We start from the raw sequence: 21,362 nt of genomic DNA on the forward strand, positions 1-21,362 counted from the left end.
AAAATTAGTTGGTCTATTTTAGACTAATTGGTTTTATTTTTTATCGTGGTGTTGTACGGATGCTTGAATAAATTCGGTAGCTGTTTGTGTAGCCCGGTCTGCTTGCAGCCGGGAATGGAGGTTTAGTTAGAACTTCGGCAGTGTAACGAGCATTAGTTTCCTGGCTGCAAGCAGACCGGGCTACAAAAACATCTTAAGTACGTGCGAGTCTGCGATTACTTTACTATAATCCTATTGTATTAGGATTTTAATCGGTTGTTATTGTATTTTTAAATTTAATCCTACCATAATAGGATTAATTAATAATTAAATCGAAGTTCTTATATTAAGTCTACTCCAGTAGGATTATATGGCCAAGCAAATTAAAAAATTAAAGACGCCTAATCTTCAACAACCGTTAACCGCAGAGTTGTTAGGGGAAGTCATTAAAGCACGCCGAACCCAAAGTGATTTACGGCTAGAGGATGCGGCTGCTTTGTGTGGTGTAGCCAAAGAAACCTTTATGAAAATCGAGCATGGGCAATCGAGTTGTCAATTGGCAAGTGTATTACAGATTTGTTCCGGTTTAGGAATAAGTCTGTACATAAAGCCATGGATGGATAATGGTGAGGATGAAAATGATTGGAGATAAGCAGGTCTTGGATGTTTATCAGGGAGAATATCAAATAGCCCATATCACGCTTATCGAGGATCAATTGTATTGGAGTTATAATGCCAATTGGCAAAAGACAGGTTATGCTGTTTCTCCACACTTACCTTTGTATGAAGATATTCCACCATTGAACGTGCAGCGATTTCTGCGAAATTTATTACCCGAAGGAAATCCTTTAGAGGTATTAGTTAATATTTTTCATTTAAGTAAATACAATACATTTGGACTTATTCAAGCTTTAGGATTGGATACACCCGGATCATTAGTGATATTGCCATCAAATCAAGAAATTCCTAATCATGCGAATTTTCGACTGATAACTCATGAGGAGTTAGAAGAGCGTTTAAATAATCGTGATCTCCATAGTTTAATGGTTTGGGATGGAAAACCACGTCTTTCAGTTGCCGGAGTACAAGATAAAATTAACGTGGTGTTCAATAAAGAAGAGCAACTTGGTTTTGGAGAAGGTAGCTTGTGTTCTACCCATATTCTTAAATTTGAAAAACAAAAACTATCTTATTTGGTTTTAAATGAATATCTGAGTATGCAGCTCGCTAAACGCTGTTCATTGAATGTTGCTAATGTCCAGATGAAACGTTTTGGTCAGCATCCTGCTTTATTGGTGGAGCGTTTTGATAGGAAAATGATTGCCACTAATATAGTGCAAAGACGTCACTTAATAGACGGTTGTCAGGCATTGAATTTACCCCCGGAATATAAATATGAACAGAATTTTGGAAATAGCCGAGATGTGGCCAATATAAGAGATGGGGTAAGTTTGCCTAAGCTATTTGATTTTGCAAATCAATGCATCAATCCTGCAAAAACCAAGCAACAAATACTCGATTGGGTTTTATTTAATATTTTGATATTTAATTGCGATGCTCACGGTAAAAATCTAAGTTTTTTTGTTGGGGCTAACGGCATTTCTCTCGCACCATTTTATGATTTGGTTAATATAAAAATGTATCCTGAATTTGAGCATGCCTTGGCGATGGCATTAGGAGATGAATTTGAAGAGAATAATATCAATGCTTATCAGTTAGCTGATTTTGCAGATACATGCCAGTTGCCAAGATTATTAGTAGCCAAACGTTTAAAATATTTGATTGGCAAGCTATCTGTTGCTTTGCAAGAAGAAATCAGCCTTATTTTGATTAATGATAAAGAAGCAAAATATTTAAAGAAATATCAGGAAATTGTCATGAAGCGATGTAAGCATTTATTAGAGCAGAGTGAACTCATTCATTCAATGGAGCTCTAGTGCTTCTTATAACTTTAAGATCTTGTAAACCCTGTCTCCATTCCCGGCTGCAAGCAGACCGGGCTACGAAACCATTCGCTTCTTTACAGTTCTAGCCCGGTCTGCCTGCATTTGCTATTCAGGATTTGATAAACTTGAGTATGTCTTCATTAATCGTTTTCGCTTCGGTCGTTGGCATACCATGAGGAAAGTCTTTATACGTTTTTAATGTACCATTTTTTAATAATTTCGCGGATAAAGGGCCTGAATCAGCATAAGGTACAATCTGATCTGCCTCACTGTGCATGACCAAAACGGGCAATGTTATTTTCTTCAAATCTTCCGTAAAATCAGTCTGAGAAAAAGCAACGATACCATCATAATGTGCCTTTGCACTGCCCATCATGCCTTGGCGCCACCAATTCCAGATAACTCCTGCATCAGGTTTCGCACCCGGCTTGTTATAGCCATAAAAAGGACCTGCTGGTACATCGTAGTAAAATTGGGCACGATTGTTGGCAACCTGGGTTTGAAAATCATCAAACACCTCTTTGGGCAGGCCACCCGGATTACTGGCAGTTTTTACCATTAAGGGTGGTACAGCATTAATCATTACGGCTTTTACCGCCCGACTTTCACCATGACGAGCCAGATAGTGGACTACTTCACCTCCGCCAGTTGAATGGCCAATATGGATGGCATCTTTAAGATCGAGATGAGCGACCAGTACCGCTAAGTCGTCGGCATAATGATCCATATCATGACCTTCACTGGTTTGGGTAGAGCGGCCATGCCCGCGCCTGTCATGAGCGATGACACGATAGCCATGATTAAGGAAAAACATCATTTGTGCATCCCAATCATCAGCTGATAAAGGCCAGCCATGACTAAAAACGACCGGTTGTCCTTTCCCCCAATCTTTATAAAAAATTTCAATTCCATCTTTAGTTTTGACTGTAGTCATCATAGCTCTCCTGCATGATCAGTGGTAAGACTCTATTGATTATGGATTGAGTATAGCAAGTGATTAATCATTTTCAATTTTAAGCGCTTATGTTATTATTTTGGCCAATTTGCCAGTATGAAGGGTCTCTCTAATGAAACAAAATGAAAATACATTTGAGCTGAGTAACGCAACATTTTTTTATGCTACGGCTCCGTTACGATTTTCTTTTGAATGCTTTGCTCTGAAATATTCATCGTTATTTGCTTCGCAAATCATAGCTTTATTTTTGGAACAAATGTTTCCTGAAGAACAAGGTATTGCTGAATTTCTTGGAGCGCTTTTATTATCATTTATGTTACTTCCTGTCGTTTGCATAATAGCTGCAATACAGGCATTACCAATATGCGTACTTGAGCTGTCTGTAGGGTTGTTAACCTTGGCTCCTGCTATGGCAATTGCTATTACTGCCGTTCCTGTTGTTTGCTTAATCGCGTTATTCGAGTCTATGTGTGACTTCATTTCAAGTTTTGACAATGACTATGTTGTTACTCAGGAATTTGAATTCAACTCATGACACTTCAAAATCACAAAATCAATGGGGAACTAAGATGTTCAGATCTTAGATTTAAGGGTGCGAAAACTCAGTATGGACAACAAGGCAGTAATAATGAAGGCTATTGCGATGGGTAACTGGTTTTTATCATGGGAGAGTGCCACTATACTACTTGAGATTGCTCCTCCCAATATTTGCACAAAACCAAATAGGGCACCTGCTGTTCCAGCAATTTTTGGAAAAGGAGTTAGAGCACCTGCCGAGGAATTAGGGAAGACTAAACTTGAACCCATCATAAAAAGTAGAATGGGGGCAACAATGACATAAGTATTAATATATCCAAGCAAGTAAAAAGACAACATTATTAAGCCTGCGCAAAGTTGACACAAAAAACCGATGTTCATCATACGATCAATACCAAGTCTTGTGACAAATCTCATATTTAAGAATCCACCTGCAGCAAATCCAATACCGGAAAAAATATAAATCCAGCCAAATTGCACAGGATTAAGACCAACTTTTTCTTGTAATACAATAGGTGCTGCAGTAATCCAGGCCAAAATCCCGGCATAAGTTAATAAAGGACATAATGAAAACCGCAAAAAAATTGGACTCTTAATTAAAATTTTTGTATTTGTTAATATAATTTTAATTTTCAAATTATCTTTGTGATGAAACCTACTGGTCTCAGGAGTCTTATGATAAAAAAAGTATAGAATAAGAAAGCCATAGATACTAAGAAACAAAAAATTATAACGCCATCCAGCATATTGCTGAATATATCCACCAAGTATTGGCGCTGTAGTTAATATAACCACTGTTGACACTGCCAAATAGGAGTTATAAATAGCCAATGTTTCCTTTTCAAAAAGGTCTCTTAACATAGGCCGTGCTAATGAATAGCCAGCCCCAACGCCTAAACCTTGAATAAACCTACCTAGAAATAGAAGATAAATATTCGGAGATAACCAGCAGATCAAACTACCAATGAGATTAATAGATAAACCAATTAATAAAGGAGAACGTCTGCCAATGGCATCCGACCATGGTCCATAAACTAACTGTGATATACTAAACCCCGCCATAAAGATGGCAATGGTAAACTGAATCCAGTTAATATCTACAGAAAGACTTTTAGCCATACTTGGCAATGAAGGTAAATACAAATCTGAGGTCACTTGTCCCAATGAAGAGATCAAAAGAATAATAGCCAGCAAAGCAATATTATGATTAATTGCATTTTTTTTCATTCCATTATTCATTGTACCATTCCTTTATTAACACCACTAACGCTATGTCATCTGTTTGATGTAAATCTTACCCCATGCGAGTCCTAATACAGCAGCAGTGAGCGAACCAAGCAATACACCCAGCTTTGCTGCATTTAGCAAGCTCTCATCGGCAAAAGCCAACATTGCAATGAAAATAGACATAGTAAATCCGATACCAGCAAGAAGACCTACCAACGCGATGCCCTTCCAATTTACATCAGGCGACAATTGACACCATCTCATCTTCACAGAAACCCAGCTCATACCTATGATCCCGAGAGGCTTTCCAATCACCAAGGCTATAACAACACCAATGATAATTCGTAGCTCATTTTCAGCAGCGAAAGTGCCACTACTCATGCTCACCCCAGCATTGGCTAACGCAAATAACGGCATTACCCCATAAGCAACCCATGGGTGTAAAGCCTTTTGTACCCGCACAACCGGCGGTAACAATTCCCTCTGGGCAAGCTGGAGCTTTCGAAGAGAATGCGCCAACTTATGTTCGTCTTCCATTTTTATATCTTGACCGGTGAGTTCGTTAGCAATTCGAGACAATATATCTAGTGGACGCTCAGACATACGTACCGACACCACCGGTGTCATTAAACCCAGCACAACTCCTGCCAAAGTAGGGTGAGCACCTGTCATTAACATTCCAATCCAGATAATTGCTCCCGGGATAATATAACCAAATGCCGAACCAATACCGATGCGCTGAAAGCCCAGAACCAACATGATGCCTAAACCTGCAATCAGGAAGCCTGCATAATTAAGACCGCCAGAATAGAACAATGCAATAATAAGAACAGCAATGATGTCGTCAATGATAGCCAGAGTCAGCAAGAATATGCGAATATTTCCAGGAATAGAGCGTCCCAGTAATGCAAGCACACCGACTGCAAATGCAATATCAGTAGCTGTCGGTATAGCCCAACCATTTTGCTGAATTGGTTGAGAATTGAATCCGAGAAAAATTAATGCAGGTACAACAGCACCACCCAATGCAGCAATCATTGGAAGCATCGCTTGTCTGATATTATTTAACGAGCCTTCGTGAATTTCGCGACGAATTTCCATTCCAACCACGAGAAAGAAAAAAGTCATCAGAGCATCATTGATCCAAAAATGTAGAGACCGAGAAAACTCAAACGTTCCTAGTCCGATAGAAAAAGGGGCGTGCCAAACATTCTGATAACTATCAGCCAAGGGAGAATTAACCCATATCAATGCTATCGCTGCCGCCATGAGTAGGACAATACCGCTTACAGCCTCGATATGTAGAAAACGCTCAATTGAAGCAAAAGCTCGTTCTGCCAAAGCCTGAGCCCGCGGTAAATCACGCTTAGTAGAATGTCTTTTCACGATTATAAACCTCAGTGAATCCTTAGAATGATTAATACATAATTTTAGTGTTAGGAATGTATGGCAATAATCACCAATTATAGTTTTCCAATGTTTATACTATCAAACTTGACTTGATAAACACACCTATTGGTAAGGCAAATAATTTAATGCCATTTTGAGAGAACGGTAAGATTTCTTTACCAGAATAGAAAATGACACCATATTGAAATTTTGCAGGATTAAACTCTGCTAACTTTATTAATCCTTTAAAGTCGTGCATATTTAAAGTTGCAGATGCTTTGATTTCAACGCCAATGATCTTATGATTATCCCTCTCTAAGACGATATCCACTTCATTTTGATATTTATCTCGAAAATGTAATAATTCTACCTTCTCTTCTGACCAACTGTTTTGCTTGAGTAATTCCATATAGATTAAATTTTCTAAAAGCCCACCATAGTGAGGACTATTAAGTAATTGCTCTTCATTTTTTATACCTAAAAGGCTACAGGCAAGCCCGGTGTCTATTGTTTGGAGCTTAGGCATTGTAATTGCTTGTCGTTTTGCTTTATTTTTTAAGTAAGCAGGGACTCTTTTAATAATAAACATCAATTCTAAAACTTCGATATATGCTTTGACTAGTTTATCATCTTCACCTAAGTTATTTGAAATATTTGAATATTTAAGCAGATTTCCCGAGATTCCAGCCAAATAAGGAATAAGCGCTTCAAGTTTAGAACGATAGTTACCTTTAGCATGATATAGCGTCTCGAAATCTTTAAAAAGACGGCCTTCTATATAAGATTTGTACCATATTTGTTTTGCCCTTGGACTTTTATCTTGAATCTCTGGATATCCACCTGCGAGAATTAAATTGGCTAAGTCAGTGCGAGTAAGCAACGTAAGGTTGTTTGAATTAAAATGTTCATTACATAGTAGATCGATAATATTATAATCAACTTCATATTTTTCTGATAATGACAGTGGATAGAGTTCTAATCTTGCCATATGTCCAGGTAAGGCCTCCTGTGTTTTACCTGAGCGAAAAATATCTGCTGATCCGGTTAAAAGGAACTTTCCTTTCACATTCGATGGCAGGTTATCTGATGCGTGTTTTATGGCTGGTATTAATTCAGGTATATATTGAAACTCATCCAAAACGACTTTTTTATCATGAAAGGAATTTATAAAACCAATGGGATCGTTTTGAGCTGATTGAAGAATGGTTTGATTATCAAAAGAAATATATTCAAACTCCCCATTTTGAGCAATTATTTTTGTTAAAGTCGTTTTTCCAGCCTGTCGTGGGCCGGTTAAATAAACAATTCTGAATTCAGCTAGTAGCTCAGTAATAATGGGAGTTAATTTTCTTTCAAACATAGGGATTCATATATATAACATAGTTTCAATATATAACATTTCTTGATAAATAGCCAAGAATAACCCGAGAAATCCAATAGTAAAACCCGAATTATCCAATACAATAACCCGAAAAATCCACAGTGATATTCCGAATAATCCATATGAGATTCAAATGAGGAGTTGGTTCCTCGGGTTGGTGAGGTAGTTTTTGGTTGAGGAGGGAGAGATATTCAGGTGATAAGAAAATCAAAAGGGGAGAGTCGTCGGATAAGCACCGGCTGGTAACATCCGGCGCTTATCCGACGATTTTATTCATTGAGTTTTCTCCAATATCAATCGATCCTGAGCCCTTTGATTTCAATCTGTGTATCAGTGCAAGAATAAAATGCCTGCTCATTTAACTGTTCCGCTTCCTCACGGTCGCGGCTCGGTTTTCGTGCTTTCGAATTTACTTTTTCGTGTAGCAGAAAACCGAGCCGCGACTGTTAAGGAGCGGAATTTTTGTTGAGGCACGGAGCCTGGTATAGCATTAGTGTAGATACCTAAGGGACAACCGCCTGGCGTATACTAAGATGTGATCGAGGGACAGGTAATTGAAAAAGGGTCTTGATATTTGGGGAAAATTTTTAAATAGAGATCATGGTGGCCAGAGACGGAATCGAACCGCCGACACGAGGATTTTCAATCCTAATTAATATGTTTTTAATACCTCTTATTTAATCTTAAATCTCTTTAATATCCCTTTTAAATCAAGTATATTAGCCATCATTCAGATTTTTATATTTTTATTAAGTTTTAAATAATCTGTCTACATGGTGTCTACATGGGATTTGAGAGGATATATTTATGGAAAGTAATAAAGCAATCAAACTGACCAAATCGTTCATCGATAAAATCAAACTATTTGAAGGAAAAGATCAGGTATTTTATCGAGATGAACAATTAAAAGGATTTGCGCTTCGAGTCACGTCCAATGGTATTAAAAGCTTTGTGGTTGAAACTCGAATTGCCGGTAAAGTAAAGCGGGTAACTCTGGGTAAGTACGGCCAAATCACCGCTGAAGAAGCTCGGAAACAGGCCAAGCACTTATTAGGTAAAATAGCCAGGGGTGATAATCCAATTGCGGAAAAGAAAGCGAATAAGATAAAGCACTTGACCTTAAAAGAGGTATTTAATGATTATCTAAAAGCACGCAAGGATTTGAAGGCTCTTACTATTAAAGACTATCAAGGCATTTTGAGGCAGGTGATGCTAGATTGGCTTGATAAACCCTTAATTAATATAACCAGAGAAATGATTGCCAAGCGCCATGTACAATATGGGCAGACAAACAGTAAGGCGCGTGCCAATTATGCCATGCGTGTACTAAGAGCAGTTTTTAATTTTGCTGTTCATGAATATCAATTGGAGGATGGCCAGCCAATTATCGCAGTTAATCCAGTGGAATATTTATCTCATACTCGAAGCTGGTATCGCGTGGATCGCAAAAATACTATGATTAAAAGCCACCAGCTTGCTGTATGGTGTGAAGGTTTAGAGCGGTTGGGTACACAAGAGGATTACCCTCAGGCAATGATGTGGAAAGATTATTTCCTCTTAATTTTATTTACGGGTTTACGACGAATGGAAGCAGCCTCATTATGTTGGGCTGATATTGATTTTAAGGCAAAAACATTCACTATTCAAAATACTAAAAACAGGGAAATACATACCTTGCCTATGACCAACTTTCTATTTGAGTTATTTCAAAGAAGAAAGCAATTTAGAATTAATGAATTTGTTTTTCCAGCACCGAGCAAAACAGGCCATTTAATGGAACCCAGAAAAGCAATGCTTAGGGTAGCTGAGTTATCTGGTGTATCATTTACGGTGCACGACTTAAGACGCACTTTTGCTACAACAGCTGAAAGTCTGGATTTACCTGCTTACGCCTTAAAGCGTTTGTTAAATCATAAAATGAACCATGATGTAACGGCTGGTTATATAATGCGAGATGTGGAGCGATTAAGGAAACCATTGCAACGTATTTCAGATTTTTTGCTAGAACAAATGCAGATTAAAGACGCGGCATTAATGGATTATTTTTAAATTAGGAAAAATGAAAATGAAAACTTTGCGTATTTTTATCAGCAGCGTACAAAAAGAACTTGCTGATGATCGGATGGCTCTTCGCAATTGGTTAATTAGCGATCCATTAATGCGGCGTTTTTTTGAACCTTTCCTATTTGAAGAACTGCCCGCCATTGATCGTGATAGCCGTGAAATTTATTTGAGCGAAATTGCCAAAAGCGATCTTTATATAGGATTATTTGGTAATGATTATGGTCACGAAGATCAAGACGGTTTTTCACCGACTGAATATGAATTTAATGAAGCGACAAAACATCGAAAAAATAGACTGATTTTTATCAAAGGATCAGATGATCAAAAGCGGCATCCAAAGATGCAAGCATTAGTCCTGCGAGCTGGGAATGAATTAGTTCGCCGCCGGTATAACGCTATACCTGAATTGATCAGCAATGTTTATACTGCTTTAGTGCAATATTTGGAAGATCAGGAACTCATTCGTAATGGACCATTTGATGCTGCCCCATGCCGTAATGCCTCCGTAGATGATCTTGATAAAGATAAAATGACTGCTTTTATACGCCACGCTCGTCAAGCACGTGGATTTCCTTTATTGGAAGGTGCAACACCTATTGAATTGTTGACTCATTTGAATTTATTAGATGATAAAAGACCAACCCATGCAGCAGTTTTGCTATTCGGAAAACAACCACAACGATTCTTAATCTCTTCAGAAATTAAATGTGCTCATTATCATGGAATAGAGGTTGCAAAACCAATACCCTCTTATCAGGTCTATAAAGGCACGGTGTTTGATTTGGTTGATCAAGCAGTGGATTTTGTCTTATCCAAAATTAATTTATGGGTTGGTACAAGAGAATCAGAGACGCAAGTGCCTGTGAAATATGAAATTCCGCGTGAAGTTGTCGTTGAAGCTATTGTCAATGCGGTAGCTCATCGTGATTATACCAGCAATGGCAGCGTGCAAGTCATGCTGTTTGCTGACAGGCTCGAAATATGGAATCCTGGAACATTACCTCCTTCACTCACACTTGAGAAGCTTCGTCACTCACATGGTTCAGTTCCTCATAACCCATTGTTGGCAGAACCCCTGTATTTAACTAAATACATCGAACGTATGGGAACAGGTACTGGCGACATGATTCGTCGATGTCGAGAAGTCGGGTTGCCTGAACCTCAATTTTCTATATCTGATGGATTTTTAACAACGCTTTGGCGCAAGAAGAAAACAGTAAATGTCCAAATCACCGGGGAAGTCACCGGGGAAGTCACCGGGGAAGTCACCGGGGAAGTTGAACGCGCCATATTGGTAATCAATGGGAAGATGAAACGCATAGAAATCCAAGAAGCGCTAGGATTACGTCATGAAGATCACTTTCGACATGCCTACTTAATCCCAGCTTTAGAAGCGAGCTTGATTGCTATGACAATTCCGGATAAACCTAAGAGTAGTCAACAAAAGTATTACCTCACAGAGAAAGGGCTTGCGCTTAAAGCTGAATTATTAAAAAGAAATCAATCTTAACAAAGTGATACAAAATCTGATGGGACATTTGGGACAAGTGGGACAACTTTATAAACACAGGGTTTTAGGTGTCCCAATATCTAATTTTTCAATTGGGACACATGGGACAAATCCTGTCATAAAAATTTTTTCAGTATCATTTAATTTCATTTAATATCAATCAGATCTCAAGCCCTGAAAGCGCTTGACACCCTTTTAAATTACACGCAATACTTCTCACGAGCTCTACGCTTTTACAGGTTAACGGTACTGTAACAGCAAAGGAAAAATGAAATATCACGACTTTATCCCTAACACAGGGAACCGGCCGGACAGTCAACTGGTATTCATCGCGCAGGACGCAAACCGTCGGCATTAAGCTGAATGAATAATCATTTGATGAGGTTCCATATGAATAAAAAAATATCACGTTTACAACTACTCAATGAGTTTGAGTCTGCACCCAATTCTGCCTTGTTTAATCAACAGACTTTGGCGGCTGTTTTGGATTGCTCTACCCAGCTTTTGGAACGTAATCGCTGGGAAGGCAAAGGCGTGCCCTATCTAAAAATAGGTCGTAAAGTGTTGTATCGCAAAAATGATGTGTTGTCTTTTCTGCAACAACAGAAAATCTATCGCTCTACCTGTGACGAAGGACAAGTACTTTCAGTAGTCAATCAATAAACAGATAGATTTCTATCCTCCTGAACGTTGTTGGAGAAAAAGTGATGCAGCAAAAACAAATTATTACGTTAAATAAAACAGAGCCTGTTATGTGTGAATACGCTGGTGGTTGTTTTAAATTAAATGAACAGGGCGTGTCTTTTATTGGAAAAGACAAGGATGGCAATTCCATGGCACCACGCTGGATTTGTTCCCCTTTACAGGTAGTGGCGAAAACGCGTGATGCTAAAAGTGGCGAGTGGGGTCGATTACTTGAATGGCAAGATGATGACGGAATTATACATCAATGGGCAATGCCCTTGGCTTTGCTTCAAGGGGATGCTTCAGAAGTAAGACGGGAATTGGCTAGTCTTGGGTTGAGTATATCTCCTAACAAACTTGCCCGTGATTTACTAGCCACTTATTTGCAGGTCTTTCCAGTAGAAAATCGAGCACGTTGTGTCGATAAACTTGGTTGGCATGAAAACCTCTTTGTTACGGCTTCACAAACCATTGGCCATTCCTCAGAGAAAATCGTTTTTCAAAATAGCCACGCTGTTGAGTCTGCTATGTCGGTATCAGGTACGGTAAACGACTGGCGAGAATCAATAGGTCAACTCGCTGCTGGAAATTCCCGTTTAGTTTTTGCTATCGCAACTGCTTTTGCGCCAGCATTGGCAAAGATTGCTGGGGAGGATTCAGGGGGATTTCATTTCAGAGGTGCTTCCTCAAGTGGTAAAAGTACAGCCTTGAAAGTAGCGGCTTCCGTTTGGGGTAATCCACAGTCCTATTGCCGATTATGGCGCAGTACCACGAATGGTCTTGAAGGCTTGGCTGCTTTACATAATGATGGTTTATTAATTCTGGATGAATTAAGTCAGCTAGAACCCAAAGAAGCGGGAGACGCTGCTTATTTGTTGGCTAATGGTCAAGGAAAAACCCGAGCATCTCGACATGGAACAGTTAAACCATCTTCGCGCTGGTCATTATTCTTTTTGTCTGCTGGAGAAGAATCTTTAGTCTCTCTGATGGCCAGAGCCGGACAGAAAACCAATGCTGGTCAGGAGATTCGATTGGCTGATATTGAGGCCGATGCGGGCTTAAACATGGGGATATTTGAAACAACTCATAATCAGCTTAGCCCTGCAACCATGGCCTTATCTTTAAAAGAATACGCCAGTAAATATTATGGTGCTGTAGGCATGGCTTGGTTGCAAAAAGTAGTGGCAAACCAACAAACTATTGCCACGAACATTGCTGATACATTACAAGCCTTTGTGAGTAGTGTTGTCTTGCCAGATTCAACGGGACAAATTATTCGGGTAGCACGTCGGTTTGCCTTGGTTGCAGTTGCTGGTGAATTAGCTACTGAGTATGGATTGACGGGATGGAAGGACGGTGAATCTATTCGCGCTGGTTATCAGTGCTACCAAGCATGGCTGGATCATTTTGGTGCAGAAGGTAATAGAGAAGACAGGACAATATTAGCGCAAGTTCGATCCTTTTTTGAGTCTCATGGTGCCAGCCGATTTGATAACATCAAAACACCAAATAATGAAAGGTTGCAAAATCGTGCAGGATTTTATTACACCGATGATGCAGGGTTTCGGGTATATATGGTATTAACCGAAGTATTCAAAAAAGAATTATGTCAGGGATTTGAATCTCGCACGGTTGCTCGAGTTTTAATTAATGAGGGCTGGTTAAAGCCAGCAGCAGATGGATTACCTACTCATAAACCACGCATCAGGGGAGTGGGAACACCGAGAGTTTATATGTTTACTGATAAAATCTGGAGTGGTGAATAGGAAAGTAGAATTTGTCCCATAATTTTTAAGTTGTGGGACATAATGGGACCACTACAAGCCAGTATTTATGGGCTGTCCCGCATGTCCCAATTGTCCCCGTTAATTTTTGAGATATAACCACAGCGTATTCCTTGATTTAATTCCCATCTCATCACGTAACAGCAAACAAGTCTTGTAATTTTCATATTCAGGCAATAGGAAAGCGTACATTTGCTTTGCATACAAATAACGCCAACTTTTGGTAGTAGATAAACGGTGCGGTGTTAAGGCACTACGCCATATAATGCGCAGCGCTTCGTAAGATTTTATTTGCAAAAGATTACCGTGGCCCTGCACGAGCCAATTAAAAAGATGGAGCACTGCTTTCTGGTTTTCAGTTCTAATTGGTATGGCACGGTCGGTAGAATTAAAAGCAATATCACGAGTTATCCAAAGATCGGCTTCTCTAACCTGGATATTTGGCTTAATCAGGATGGACTCCTTGAAAGTAAGTCCAAACTCAGTTTGTAACCCCATAATCACTCTGGCTACTGGATCAGTAAAAGACTTCCAGATATCGGGAGAAATTATTTTTTTCCTCCTGTTTCTGGCTTTCGGCCTTTCTAACTCAAGTGATTGATTATCTATATTGGCAATGGAACAATCACTCATCTGTAAAAACCGGCGAATAATGGTCATATAACGCATGATAGTAACTGGATTGATATCCTGTTTTTTCCAATAACGCACGAGTTTGTGTATTTGCTCAGACTGCAATGCCTGCCACGATGGCGGCACTTGTCGAATAACAAATAAATCATCAATCATTTTATGAATGACATAGGCACGGTGTTTCCGGTACAGGTATTTACCTTGCCTATCCTGTTTGATTTGTCGATTAGCGAATTGTCTCAAGGATTGTGTACGCATCTTTCCATCCGCAAAAGTTATTAATAAAAGAATTTGCCCTGTGTAGTGTTTAGTGTTGGTCGAGCGGTTCACTCTCTGTTGAAACCCGGCAAAAGCTGTAAAGCTCGAAGAAGGGGGCAAATCAATCGTTATAAGGCAAACGATATAGCCAGTACTGCTATAGTTTTTCTGGTGAGTTTTTCTCCTTAATAAAATAAAGTAAATGAAAGTGATAAAGCGGGGCTTTATCTCTAATCCATGGTCAAACGAAATGACTTAGAGTTCCGAAGAACTCCCCTTACCGAACGGTAAAGGTTCCTGAAGGGTTTCCCGACTATACGTCCAGCCACAAGGTTAGGGAATGAGAGTGGCTTAGCATAAGACGCCTAAGCGTTTCATCGGATTTTCACCGACTCATCAGTCATGCTTCATTTAAAAAATAGCAAAGTGCAGATCTGGGAGCAATACCATTGCAGGAAATATTTTGTCCTATCTTATTTGGTGCGTCAGGACAAATGGTCTTTTAAGGCTTAGTGTTGGAGGGTTAGTAATGTCAGATATTCCTGCGTCACTGCTGGAAGCAGTGACACAGGGGAGTGGAATCTATATATCGAGGATACTGCTCCCATCTTTACATGGAGTTTGAATAAGAAACCATAACAACCCATTTCAGATATGCTCAATTAGTTTGATAAGAAATTTCCCCTTTCACTTTTTTGTGCTATCCATTAACTCCTGTTGATGGTTTAAAAAAGAACATATATTAGAAAGTTCTACTATAATGTATAAAAACCAATTTAAAAGGATTTTTATGAAAAAATTAATCTTTTTGTTGTTTTTATTATTGCCTATATTAGCTTTTTCATCTTATCGTTTTGATAAAATGCGTTGTCAAGGACAGCTTGTAGAGGCCGGAACTAGTATTGAAGAAGTTAAACAATTATGTGGAGAGCCGATTTTTGAAAAAACAGATGAAAATCCATTCAGAACATTTGTTTATATGACATATAAAGCTGAAGGTGCTTCTTCGCGGTATTATTTATTGTTTAGAAATGGATATCTAGAGGTATGTGGATTAAAGGGATATAACACTGGAGAAAATATTTGGGAAAATCCTTTAAATCAGAATTAACTGTCTACATTGAGTCTACATGCGATTTCAGATATTTGGGTAACCACCACGTAAGTTCTTGATTTACATGGTGGCCAGAGACGGAATCGAACCGCCGACACGAGGATTTTCAATCCTCTGCTCTACCGACTGAGCTATCTGGCCCCAATGGGTTGCTATTAAACTCCGAGAACGAGTTTGAGTCAAGAACTCTTTACATTTTTTTTGAAAATAATTTTTCCTGATAAGCGACAGCGATTTCTGCACCCAGAATGGCGTTGTTCTTTATTAATTCAATATTGGCAGCCAGGCTTCTTCCTGCAGTCAGTTCAGCAATGCGTTTTAATAAAAAGGGTGTTAATGCCTGGCCTTTTATTTCTTCTGCTTCCCTATGGGCTTGCTGAATGAAGGGCATGATTTCATCATCGGAAATTTCTGCTTCAGAGGGGATGGGGTTAGCAATGACGATGCCATTGTCCATTTTGAGGGTTCGTTGAAACATCATTAGCTTTGCTATTTCTTTGGGAGTATTTAAACGGTGAAGCATTGGGATGCCACTGGAGCGGCTGTAGAATGCTGGAAATTCATCGGTTGCATAGCCAATTACCGCCACGCCATGGGTTTCGAGCATTTCCAGTGTTTTAGGTAAATCAAGAATGGATTTCGCACCGGAACAGACAACGGTTACTGGTGTATTGGCCAGCTCAATCAGATCTGCCGAAATATCAAAGCTGCTTCCTACTTCCTGATGAACGCCGCCGATACCGCCGGTAACGAATAAGGGTAAGCCAGCCATGTGGGCACAAAACATAGTTGCCGCGACTGTAGTACTGGCGGTCATGCGTCTGCTTAATACAAAGGCAATATCTCTGCGTGATGCTTTCATTACTTCTGTATGTTCTGCAAGATGTTCCATGGTTTTCTGCGTCAGACCAATGTGAATTTTACCCTGATAAAGGGCTATAGTCGCGGGAACTGCACCTTGTTCGCGGATAATGTCTTCAACCTTTAATGCGGTGGTCAGGTTATCAGGGTAGGGCATGCCATGCGAAATAATGGTGGATTCAAGGGCGACTATAGGTTTGCGGCTCTCCATTGCTTCCAAAACTTCATCATTAATTTGCAATAATTCATGGAACATAGTGTTATCCTTTAGATTGATTCAGTGTCCAAATACTGCTGCAGCTTGCTTCGCACTTCTTATGGCCGCGGCTCGGATCTCGTAGCCTGTATTAGCGGAGCGTAATACAGGATCGAAGTGGCAATTTCCCGTATTACGCTTCGCTAATACGGGCTACGAATTTGTGCACTTATTCTTTAGCGGTGAAACCTGCGGGTTTTGCAGAGCCTTCACCGAAAAAATATTTTTGCATTTCTTCTTTTAAGAAATCGCGGGATTTTGCTTCAATCAGATTTAGACGGTATTCATTAATCAACATGGTTTGATGAGATAACCACATATTCCAGGCCTGTTTTGACACTTCATTAAAAATTTTCTCACCCAAGGCTCCTGGAAAGGGTGGTTTTTGCATGCCTTCTGCTTCCTGTTGTAGTTTGCAACAAAATACGGTTCTGCTCATCTGGTACCTCATCTACTTTCAAAAAAGCACATTATGCGCCAATCCGGGTACTACTCCAAGCACTCTGCTGCATTAATCGGAGCGATTTTTTACCTGTGCCTGCAAAATATGCTGAGAGAGCAGCTGTTCCTGTTCATTCGTCAGTTCATTAAAGGAAACGGCCGTACGATAATGGGTTTCACTGATGTACTGGCTATACACTACCACCGCATCCACAATAATGGGAACCATTTTGGGTTTGGTATAGATAACAATTTTCAGATTGGTCTTTTCTTTAATGAGTTCAGGAGTTTTAAAGGCCATACCCCCAAGGCTTATATTAACCTTGCGCATCTGGATTTTTCCAGACATCAGCATCTGACGCGACAGATAATCGATTTTTGCATTAAGCAAATTCAGATAATGAGCCAGTGCTGGTTCTTTTATTCCAATGGCTTGAGTCAGTTCGGAAAGTTCGTAGTCAATATTTTGAAAATATTGCGCCGCTTCCATATATTTTTGACCATTTTCACCAAGAAGCTGATTTGTTATAGACAAATCAGAACAAAATTCTCCTGGCGCAAGAATCCGATAATCAAAATAGAGATGATCATCGATACGAAAATGTTGACGCCTTTCATGTACTGGCATATTCGCTCCATGAGTCCTTTGCAGGACCTGTTGACTCTGATATTAAATCTTAACGGCAATTTGTTCATTAACTTTATCATCAACTGCTGCAACTGGCGATGTTGATGGGCTTACTGTAATTGCTCGGGAAATCAGTAAATCATGTTCGACCTGTAAATCTGCCTCCAGAGCAGCAATAGGGTCAATTCGGGCTAATCTGTCATCAGGCATGACAGGGCCTCCTAACTGAACGATGAGTGGCGCAACAGGTAATTTCAAATGAGCCATAACTCTTTGTGCATCCTGGGACAGAGCCAGACTTTCCCTTTGGGCGGTACTGTGATTGGTCGCCAGTGCTTCTTTTTGAATGCAGGATGCCAAAAAACCAGTGAACTGAGCATCAGTCAGTTTATTATGAGTAATGGCTTCACGGACGACTTCATTAAATTCAGAAACTCTGTCCAGCTTTAACGCGGCTGCAAAGGCCTGATTTAAATTGGCCGGGATGAGTGCCGGATTCATCAATGCCTGCAATCTTTGTTGCTCATCAAAATGAAATTTTTTCAAAACATGCAGACCAAAACCTTTATCTTTTGCTGTCTGGATGAATGCTTTAAGATCCGCTTCTGTTTTAACAAGACATGCCATTTTATCAGGGGTACTCTTGGCTCTGTTATTCATCACCGCCTGATAGTCTGCTATGGCACTGATGATACGTGTTCTGTGCCCATCCGTGTAAGCATCTTTGATTTGTGCCAAATCTGCGGCATCCAGATAATGGGCATTGGCATTCAGGTTTACGGTATGTTCCGGATGCAACATCCCCTCACTGAGGGCATTAAGATGCGCTTTACTGACGGTAATTACTTTGGGCGAGGTCAGGGTTAACGAGTCGCCACCGCCTTGTCGTTTAATAAAGGCAAGCATTTCAGGGGATACTTTATTTTTGAATGTGATTTCCACACTGCCGTTATTTAAATCAGTGACCGATTGGGCGGGATTATCTTGCCGGGTCGTCCAGGGATTTTTGTAAGGACGTCCGTCATCACTAAATAAAACAGGGTTATGCAGTAGTTTTTCAAGGATTAATACTTGCCTTACTTCGTTGGCGCTTACTGCCCCTGTTACTTTGGGTAAGATTTCGTCAATTTTTTTAATACGCGCCTGAATTTTACTCTTAAGTGTTTCTGCATCTTTCTCAAGAATTTGCACGTCTTTTAATTCCGCATTTAACTGGTCTCGAACTTCTTTAGTGATTTGCCCTTTAAGCTGCTGTTTAATTACTTCGCCCCTGTTGTGGTGCTGCCATGCAACATGACTGAGGTATTGCAGGATTTTACCGCTGTCCTCTTTTAATTGCATGAGACTGGCGTATTTTGTCGTCATGGGTGAATCTTCAATAAGTGTTCTGTTGCGACCTTTTCCGTGACGCAAATGTTTCACAAAAAATTGGTCTGGTTGCAGGCTTAAACGCGAGTCAAGGGCAAATTTATCGCTATCCATGATGACCTGATCAAAAATAAATAGAGACTTACAGTTCTGTAAGGCTTTATTTTGACAATATCCGCCTACAGCATCCGTATCGCTGCTCAAATAAAGCAGGCCAAGTGCTGTGCCAAAGTCATCAACAAAGCGATCTGCCTGTATTCCATCTCCCACAGGATTAATCGTCGAATAATGGGTGTAAGTCTGGCCACTAAAGCCCAAACCTGCAGTAAAAGTCTTGCCTGTAGCAAAATCGCTTAACAGGCGTATGTCATCAAAAGGAACAAACAAAGCCGGGTGTCCGTTATAAGATATGGAAGTGGAGGCTGTAGTATTAAGTCCCAGCATTCGGGAAATATTGAGAGCCAGCGCTTCATGCTGGACTTCCTTAATCTCACCATGTTTCGGCAGTTTAATGATTGCCTCAGTGTTTAATTTGTATTGTCCTCTTTCCGTGTCATAGAGATCTACGGTGAGGTTATTGCGAGCGCAGAGCTGCCCCAATTGGGTTTTTACTTTTGCCAAACCGATTAAGGATACTTTTTCCGTCACCCCGCCTGCCGCTTCTGCCAGAGTACAGAAGGTGAGGGGGGCGCCGTTATCCTGAGGGATAGTGATGCGTTCCAACTGATTTACTTTGTTTAAATCGAGCAATATATTCAATTGCTTTTGCAAGGCAGCTTTTTGCACGGTGCCGTCTTGTAAGGGTTTCATTTGCTGATTTAAAGTAGCAATTCGGGTTTTTACCTGTTCTGTATTCGCAGGATCAAACGCAGTAGCTTGTGGAAATGTCTGGGTAAGTGCATATAATTTGGCACGACTGCCCTGTATTTTTTGATCCAGATCGGCATCGGCCACTGCGGGTTTGCTGGTAGGGCGTGCATAATAATTATCTTTGGGCAAGGCATTGATGTCACGCGCATTGCGCCAGTATTGTAAACCAAAATCGGCACTGCGCAGACTGATTTTAGTAAGGGCAGGGGGAGAGCCGGCAGTAAATGTGCTGGCATAGTTGAGTATGTCCGTAAATTGTTCCCACTGTCCCTGATTGGCTTCAAAAGTGGCCAAATCAAATAAGCCACGGTTATTGCCATCAATGTAATCAAGAAGCCCGTCCAGGGCTGCGTAAGGCGCCAGAGCATCATCACCCAGATTGACTGCTTCGGGATTTGCACTTTTTTCCTTTATATAGCGCTTGATAATTCGTTTTTTTTGTTCTGCGTCCACTCGCCATTTCCTTATAGGATCAACTAGACTTACCTATAACTATAGACAGTGTTTGACCTATTGAGAAAAAAATGACGCAATTTTTTTTGGAGAAATCAATGCAGGAAAAGCTGACGGAATATAAAACAGTGGCCACTTTTTTGGATGACGCTAATTTTTCTGAAGTGATAAAGCATATGAGGGCGTGGAATTCTGAGCAGCTTGCCGAGTTTCAATTGCACTACCCGCACGCTATAGATCACTTGAAAGAACCTGAGTTTGATGATTTTTGGGAAGCGTGGCGAGACAAGCTGCGTATACCCGGTAGCCCGGATTTTCGTTTTATGGCTCAGCCGGGCATCAAAGATGTTGAGCTGGTGATTGGTTATGTATCATTTCTTCTGGACTTGGAAGCAAAGGATGCGAAGGGAGGTTATCCGTCTATATACAGCGTGCGTCGTCAATTGCATCAGATTTATACTGAATTGAACCATGCTACGGAAGAGGATTTGCAGCGTACAGCCGGTTTTTTATACAACCTGGAAGCCTTTGCCAAATTGCAACAATGCCCGGGATATTTGGCCTTGGCGAATGGATACATGCAATTGGCTTTGCGTTATCAGCAAATGAGGCTTGAGGAACAGAGTGCCGCGGCTTTTCAGCTGTGTTGGAAGTTTCTTCATTTGGCAGCACTTTCCGAACCGCATTCACAGGAAGCAATAAATAATGCTTATTTTGGCAGGGGGTTGAGCTTAAGTAATCCATTTCGATTGCAGTCTGTAATTGAGATGAAGAGCTATTGCCGCAAGGCGGCAGATGAGTTATTACCTTTGGATGCTCAAACCAGCGCAGAAAAGGCAGCGGTTATAATGTACCGGCACAGTAACAAGCTTAGGGATTTGGCAGAGGATGTGCGTCCTTCGTTGGGAATGTAGCGCGATTCACGTCGGTGAATCTGGGAATGGCACAGTTTTGTAGTCCGTATTAGGCGAAGCCGTAATACGGGAATGAGTTGATTGCCACTTCGCTCCCGTATTACGGCTGG

General features: G+C 40.3%; 18 protein-coding genes and 2 tRNA genes. 9 read left to right on the forward strand and 11 right to left on the reverse strand.

What is annotated here, in order from left to right; genetic code table 11:
- Positions 1-349: 349 nt before the first annotated feature.
- The gene (locus tag B094_RS0100225; protein WP_018575777.1) at positions 350-631 is read left to right on the forward strand and encodes a helix-turn-helix domain-containing protein; all 282 of its coding nucleotides are present in this window, start codon (positions 350-352) and stop codon (positions 629-631) included.
- Positions 612-1,916 (forward strand): HipA domain-containing protein, encoded by a 1,305-nt coding sequence (locus tag B094_RS0100230; protein WP_018575778.1) that lies wholly within the window; start codon positions 612-614, stop codon positions 1,914-1,916. Before B094_RS0100225 ends, B094_RS0100230 begins: the two co-directional genes overlap by 20 nt.
- Before the next feature lie 118 nt (positions 1,917-2,034).
- Here the strand turns inward: B094_RS0100230 and B094_RS0100235 are convergent, their stop codons facing one another.
- Positions 2,035-2,862, reverse strand: coding sequence for an alpha/beta fold hydrolase (locus B094_RS0100235; RefSeq protein ID WP_237762234.1), 828 nt, complete (start codon positions 2,860-2,862; stop codon positions 2,035-2,037).
- A gap of 130 nt (positions 2,863-2,992) precedes the next feature.
- On the opposite strand from B094_RS0100235, the gene B094_RS0100240 reads away from it, so the two are divergent.
- Positions 2,993-3,415 carry a hypothetical protein gene (locus B094_RS0100240; RefSeq protein WP_018575780.1) on the forward strand — a complete coding sequence of 141 codons (423 nt, stop codon included), beginning with the start codon at positions 2,993-2,995 and terminating at the stop codon, positions 3,413-3,415.
- A 38-nt stretch (positions 3,416-3,453) separates the two neighbouring features.
- Here B094_RS0100240 and B094_RS0100245 read toward each other — a convergent pair whose 3' ends face one another.
- The 4 genes from B094_RS0100245 to B094_RS17185 form a co-directional block, all read right to left on the reverse strand.
- The gene (locus tag B094_RS0100245) at positions 3,454-4,656 is read right to left on the reverse strand and encodes a multidrug effflux MFS transporter (protein WP_018575781.1); all 1,203 of its coding nucleotides are present in this window, start codon (positions 4,654-4,656) and stop codon (positions 3,454-3,456) included.
- Between the two features lie 30 nt (positions 4,657-4,686).
- The gene (gene nhaA / locus B094_RS0100250; protein ID WP_018575782.1) at positions 4,687-6,030 is read right to left on the reverse strand and encodes a Na+/H+ antiporter NhaA; all 1,344 of its coding nucleotides are present in this window, start codon (positions 6,028-6,030) and stop codon (positions 4,687-4,689) included.
- A 94-nt stretch (positions 6,031-6,124) separates the two neighbouring features.
- The gene (locus tag B094_RS0100255) at positions 6,125-7,393 is read right to left on the reverse strand and encodes an ATP-binding protein (protein ID WP_018575783.1); all 1,269 of its coding nucleotides are present in this window, start codon (positions 7,391-7,393) and stop codon (positions 6,125-6,127) included.
- A gap of 622 nt (positions 7,394-8,015) precedes the next feature.
- Positions 8,016-8,091 (reverse strand) — tRNA-OTHER (locus tag B094_RS17185).
- Between the two features lie 130 nt (positions 8,092-8,221).
- On the opposite strand from B094_RS17185, the gene B094_RS0100260 reads away from it, so the two are divergent.
- The 4 genes from B094_RS0100260 (at position 8,222) to B094_RS0100280 (ending at position 13,438) form a co-directional block, all read left to right on the forward strand.
- Positions 8,222-9,463 carry a tyrosine-type recombinase/integrase gene (locus tag B094_RS0100260; protein ID WP_018575784.1) on the forward strand — a complete coding sequence of 414 codons (1,242 nt, stop codon included), beginning with the start codon at positions 8,222-8,224 and terminating at the stop codon, positions 9,461-9,463.
- Between the two features lie 16 nt (positions 9,464-9,479).
- Entirely contained in the window at positions 9,480-10,988 is a 1,509-nt protein-coding gene (locus tag B094_RS0100265; protein ID WP_018575785.1) for a Fic family protein, read from the forward strand.
- Between the two features lie 390 nt (positions 10,989-11,378).
- Positions 11,379-11,651: a MerR family transcriptional regulator gene (locus B094_RS0100275; RefSeq protein WP_018575787.1), complete on the forward strand. Its 273-nt coding sequence runs from the start codon at positions 11,379-11,381 to the stop codon at positions 11,649-11,651.
- Positions 11,652-11,695: 44 nt separating this feature from the next.
- Positions 11,696-13,438: a DUF927 domain-containing protein gene (locus B094_RS0100280; RefSeq protein ID WP_018575788.1), complete on the forward strand. Its 1,743-nt coding sequence runs from the start codon at positions 11,696-11,698 to the stop codon at positions 13,436-13,438.
- A gap of 99 nt (positions 13,439-13,537) precedes the next feature.
- On the opposite strand, the gene B094_RS0100285 is transcribed toward B094_RS0100280, so the two are convergent.
- Complete coding sequence (locus B094_RS0100285) at positions 13,538-14,347, reverse strand: hypothetical protein (RefSeq protein WP_018575789.1); 810 nt, start codon at positions 14,345-14,347, stop codon at positions 13,538-13,540.
- A gap of 790 nt (positions 14,348-15,137) precedes the next feature.
- On the opposite strand from B094_RS0100285, the gene B094_RS0100290 reads away from it, so the two are divergent.
- A complete protein-coding gene (locus B094_RS0100290; RefSeq protein WP_018575790.1) occupies positions 15,138-15,458 on the forward strand; it encodes a DUF2845 domain-containing protein in 321 nt (106 codons plus the stop codon).
- A 68-nt stretch (positions 15,459-15,526) separates the two neighbouring features.
- Here B094_RS0100290 and B094_RS0100295 read toward each other — a convergent pair.
- The 5 genes from B094_RS0100295 to B094_RS0100315 all read right to left on the reverse strand — a co-directional run bounded on the left by B094_RS0100295 (position 15,527) and on the right by B094_RS0100315 (position 20,338).
- Positions 15,527-15,602: transfer RNA gene (locus B094_RS0100295), tRNA-Phe, on the reverse strand.
- Between the two features lie 49 nt (positions 15,603-15,651).
- On the reverse strand, positions 15,652-16,578 hold the full coding sequence (locus B094_RS0100300) for a pseudouridine-5'-phosphate glycosidase (RefSeq protein ID WP_018575791.1): 927 nt from the start codon (positions 16,576-16,578) through the stop codon (positions 15,652-15,654).
- 169 nt (positions 16,579-16,747) lie between these two features.
- Positions 16,748-17,017 carry an oxidative damage protection protein gene (locus tag B094_RS0100305; RefSeq protein WP_018575792.1) on the reverse strand — a complete coding sequence of 90 codons (270 nt, stop codon included), beginning with the start codon at positions 17,015-17,017 and terminating at the stop codon, positions 16,748-16,750.
- A 72-nt stretch (positions 17,018-17,089) separates the two neighbouring features.
- Entirely contained in the window at positions 17,090-17,647 is a 558-nt protein-coding gene (locus tag B094_RS0100310) for a PilZ domain-containing protein (RefSeq protein WP_018575793.1), read from the reverse strand.
- Between the two features lie 42 nt (positions 17,648-17,689).
- The gene (locus B094_RS0100315) at positions 17,690-20,338 is read right to left on the reverse strand and encodes a hypothetical protein (RefSeq protein WP_018575794.1); all 2,649 of its coding nucleotides are present in this window, start codon (positions 20,336-20,338) and stop codon (positions 17,690-17,692) included.
- Positions 20,339-20,409: 71 nt separating this feature from the next.
- On the opposite strand from B094_RS0100315, the gene B094_RS16370 reads away from it, so the two are divergent.
- Positions 20,410-21,252, forward strand: coding sequence for a DUF5630 domain-containing protein (locus B094_RS16370; RefSeq protein ID WP_018575795.1), 843 nt, complete (start codon positions 20,410-20,412; stop codon positions 21,250-21,252).
- Positions 21,253-21,362: the final 110 nt, after the last annotated feature.

It is taken from the genome of Legionella shakespearei DSM 23087 (genome assembly GCF_000373765.1).
Taxonomy (GTDB): Bacteria; Pseudomonadota; Gammaproteobacteria; order Legionellales; family Legionellaceae; genus Legionella; species Legionella shakespearei.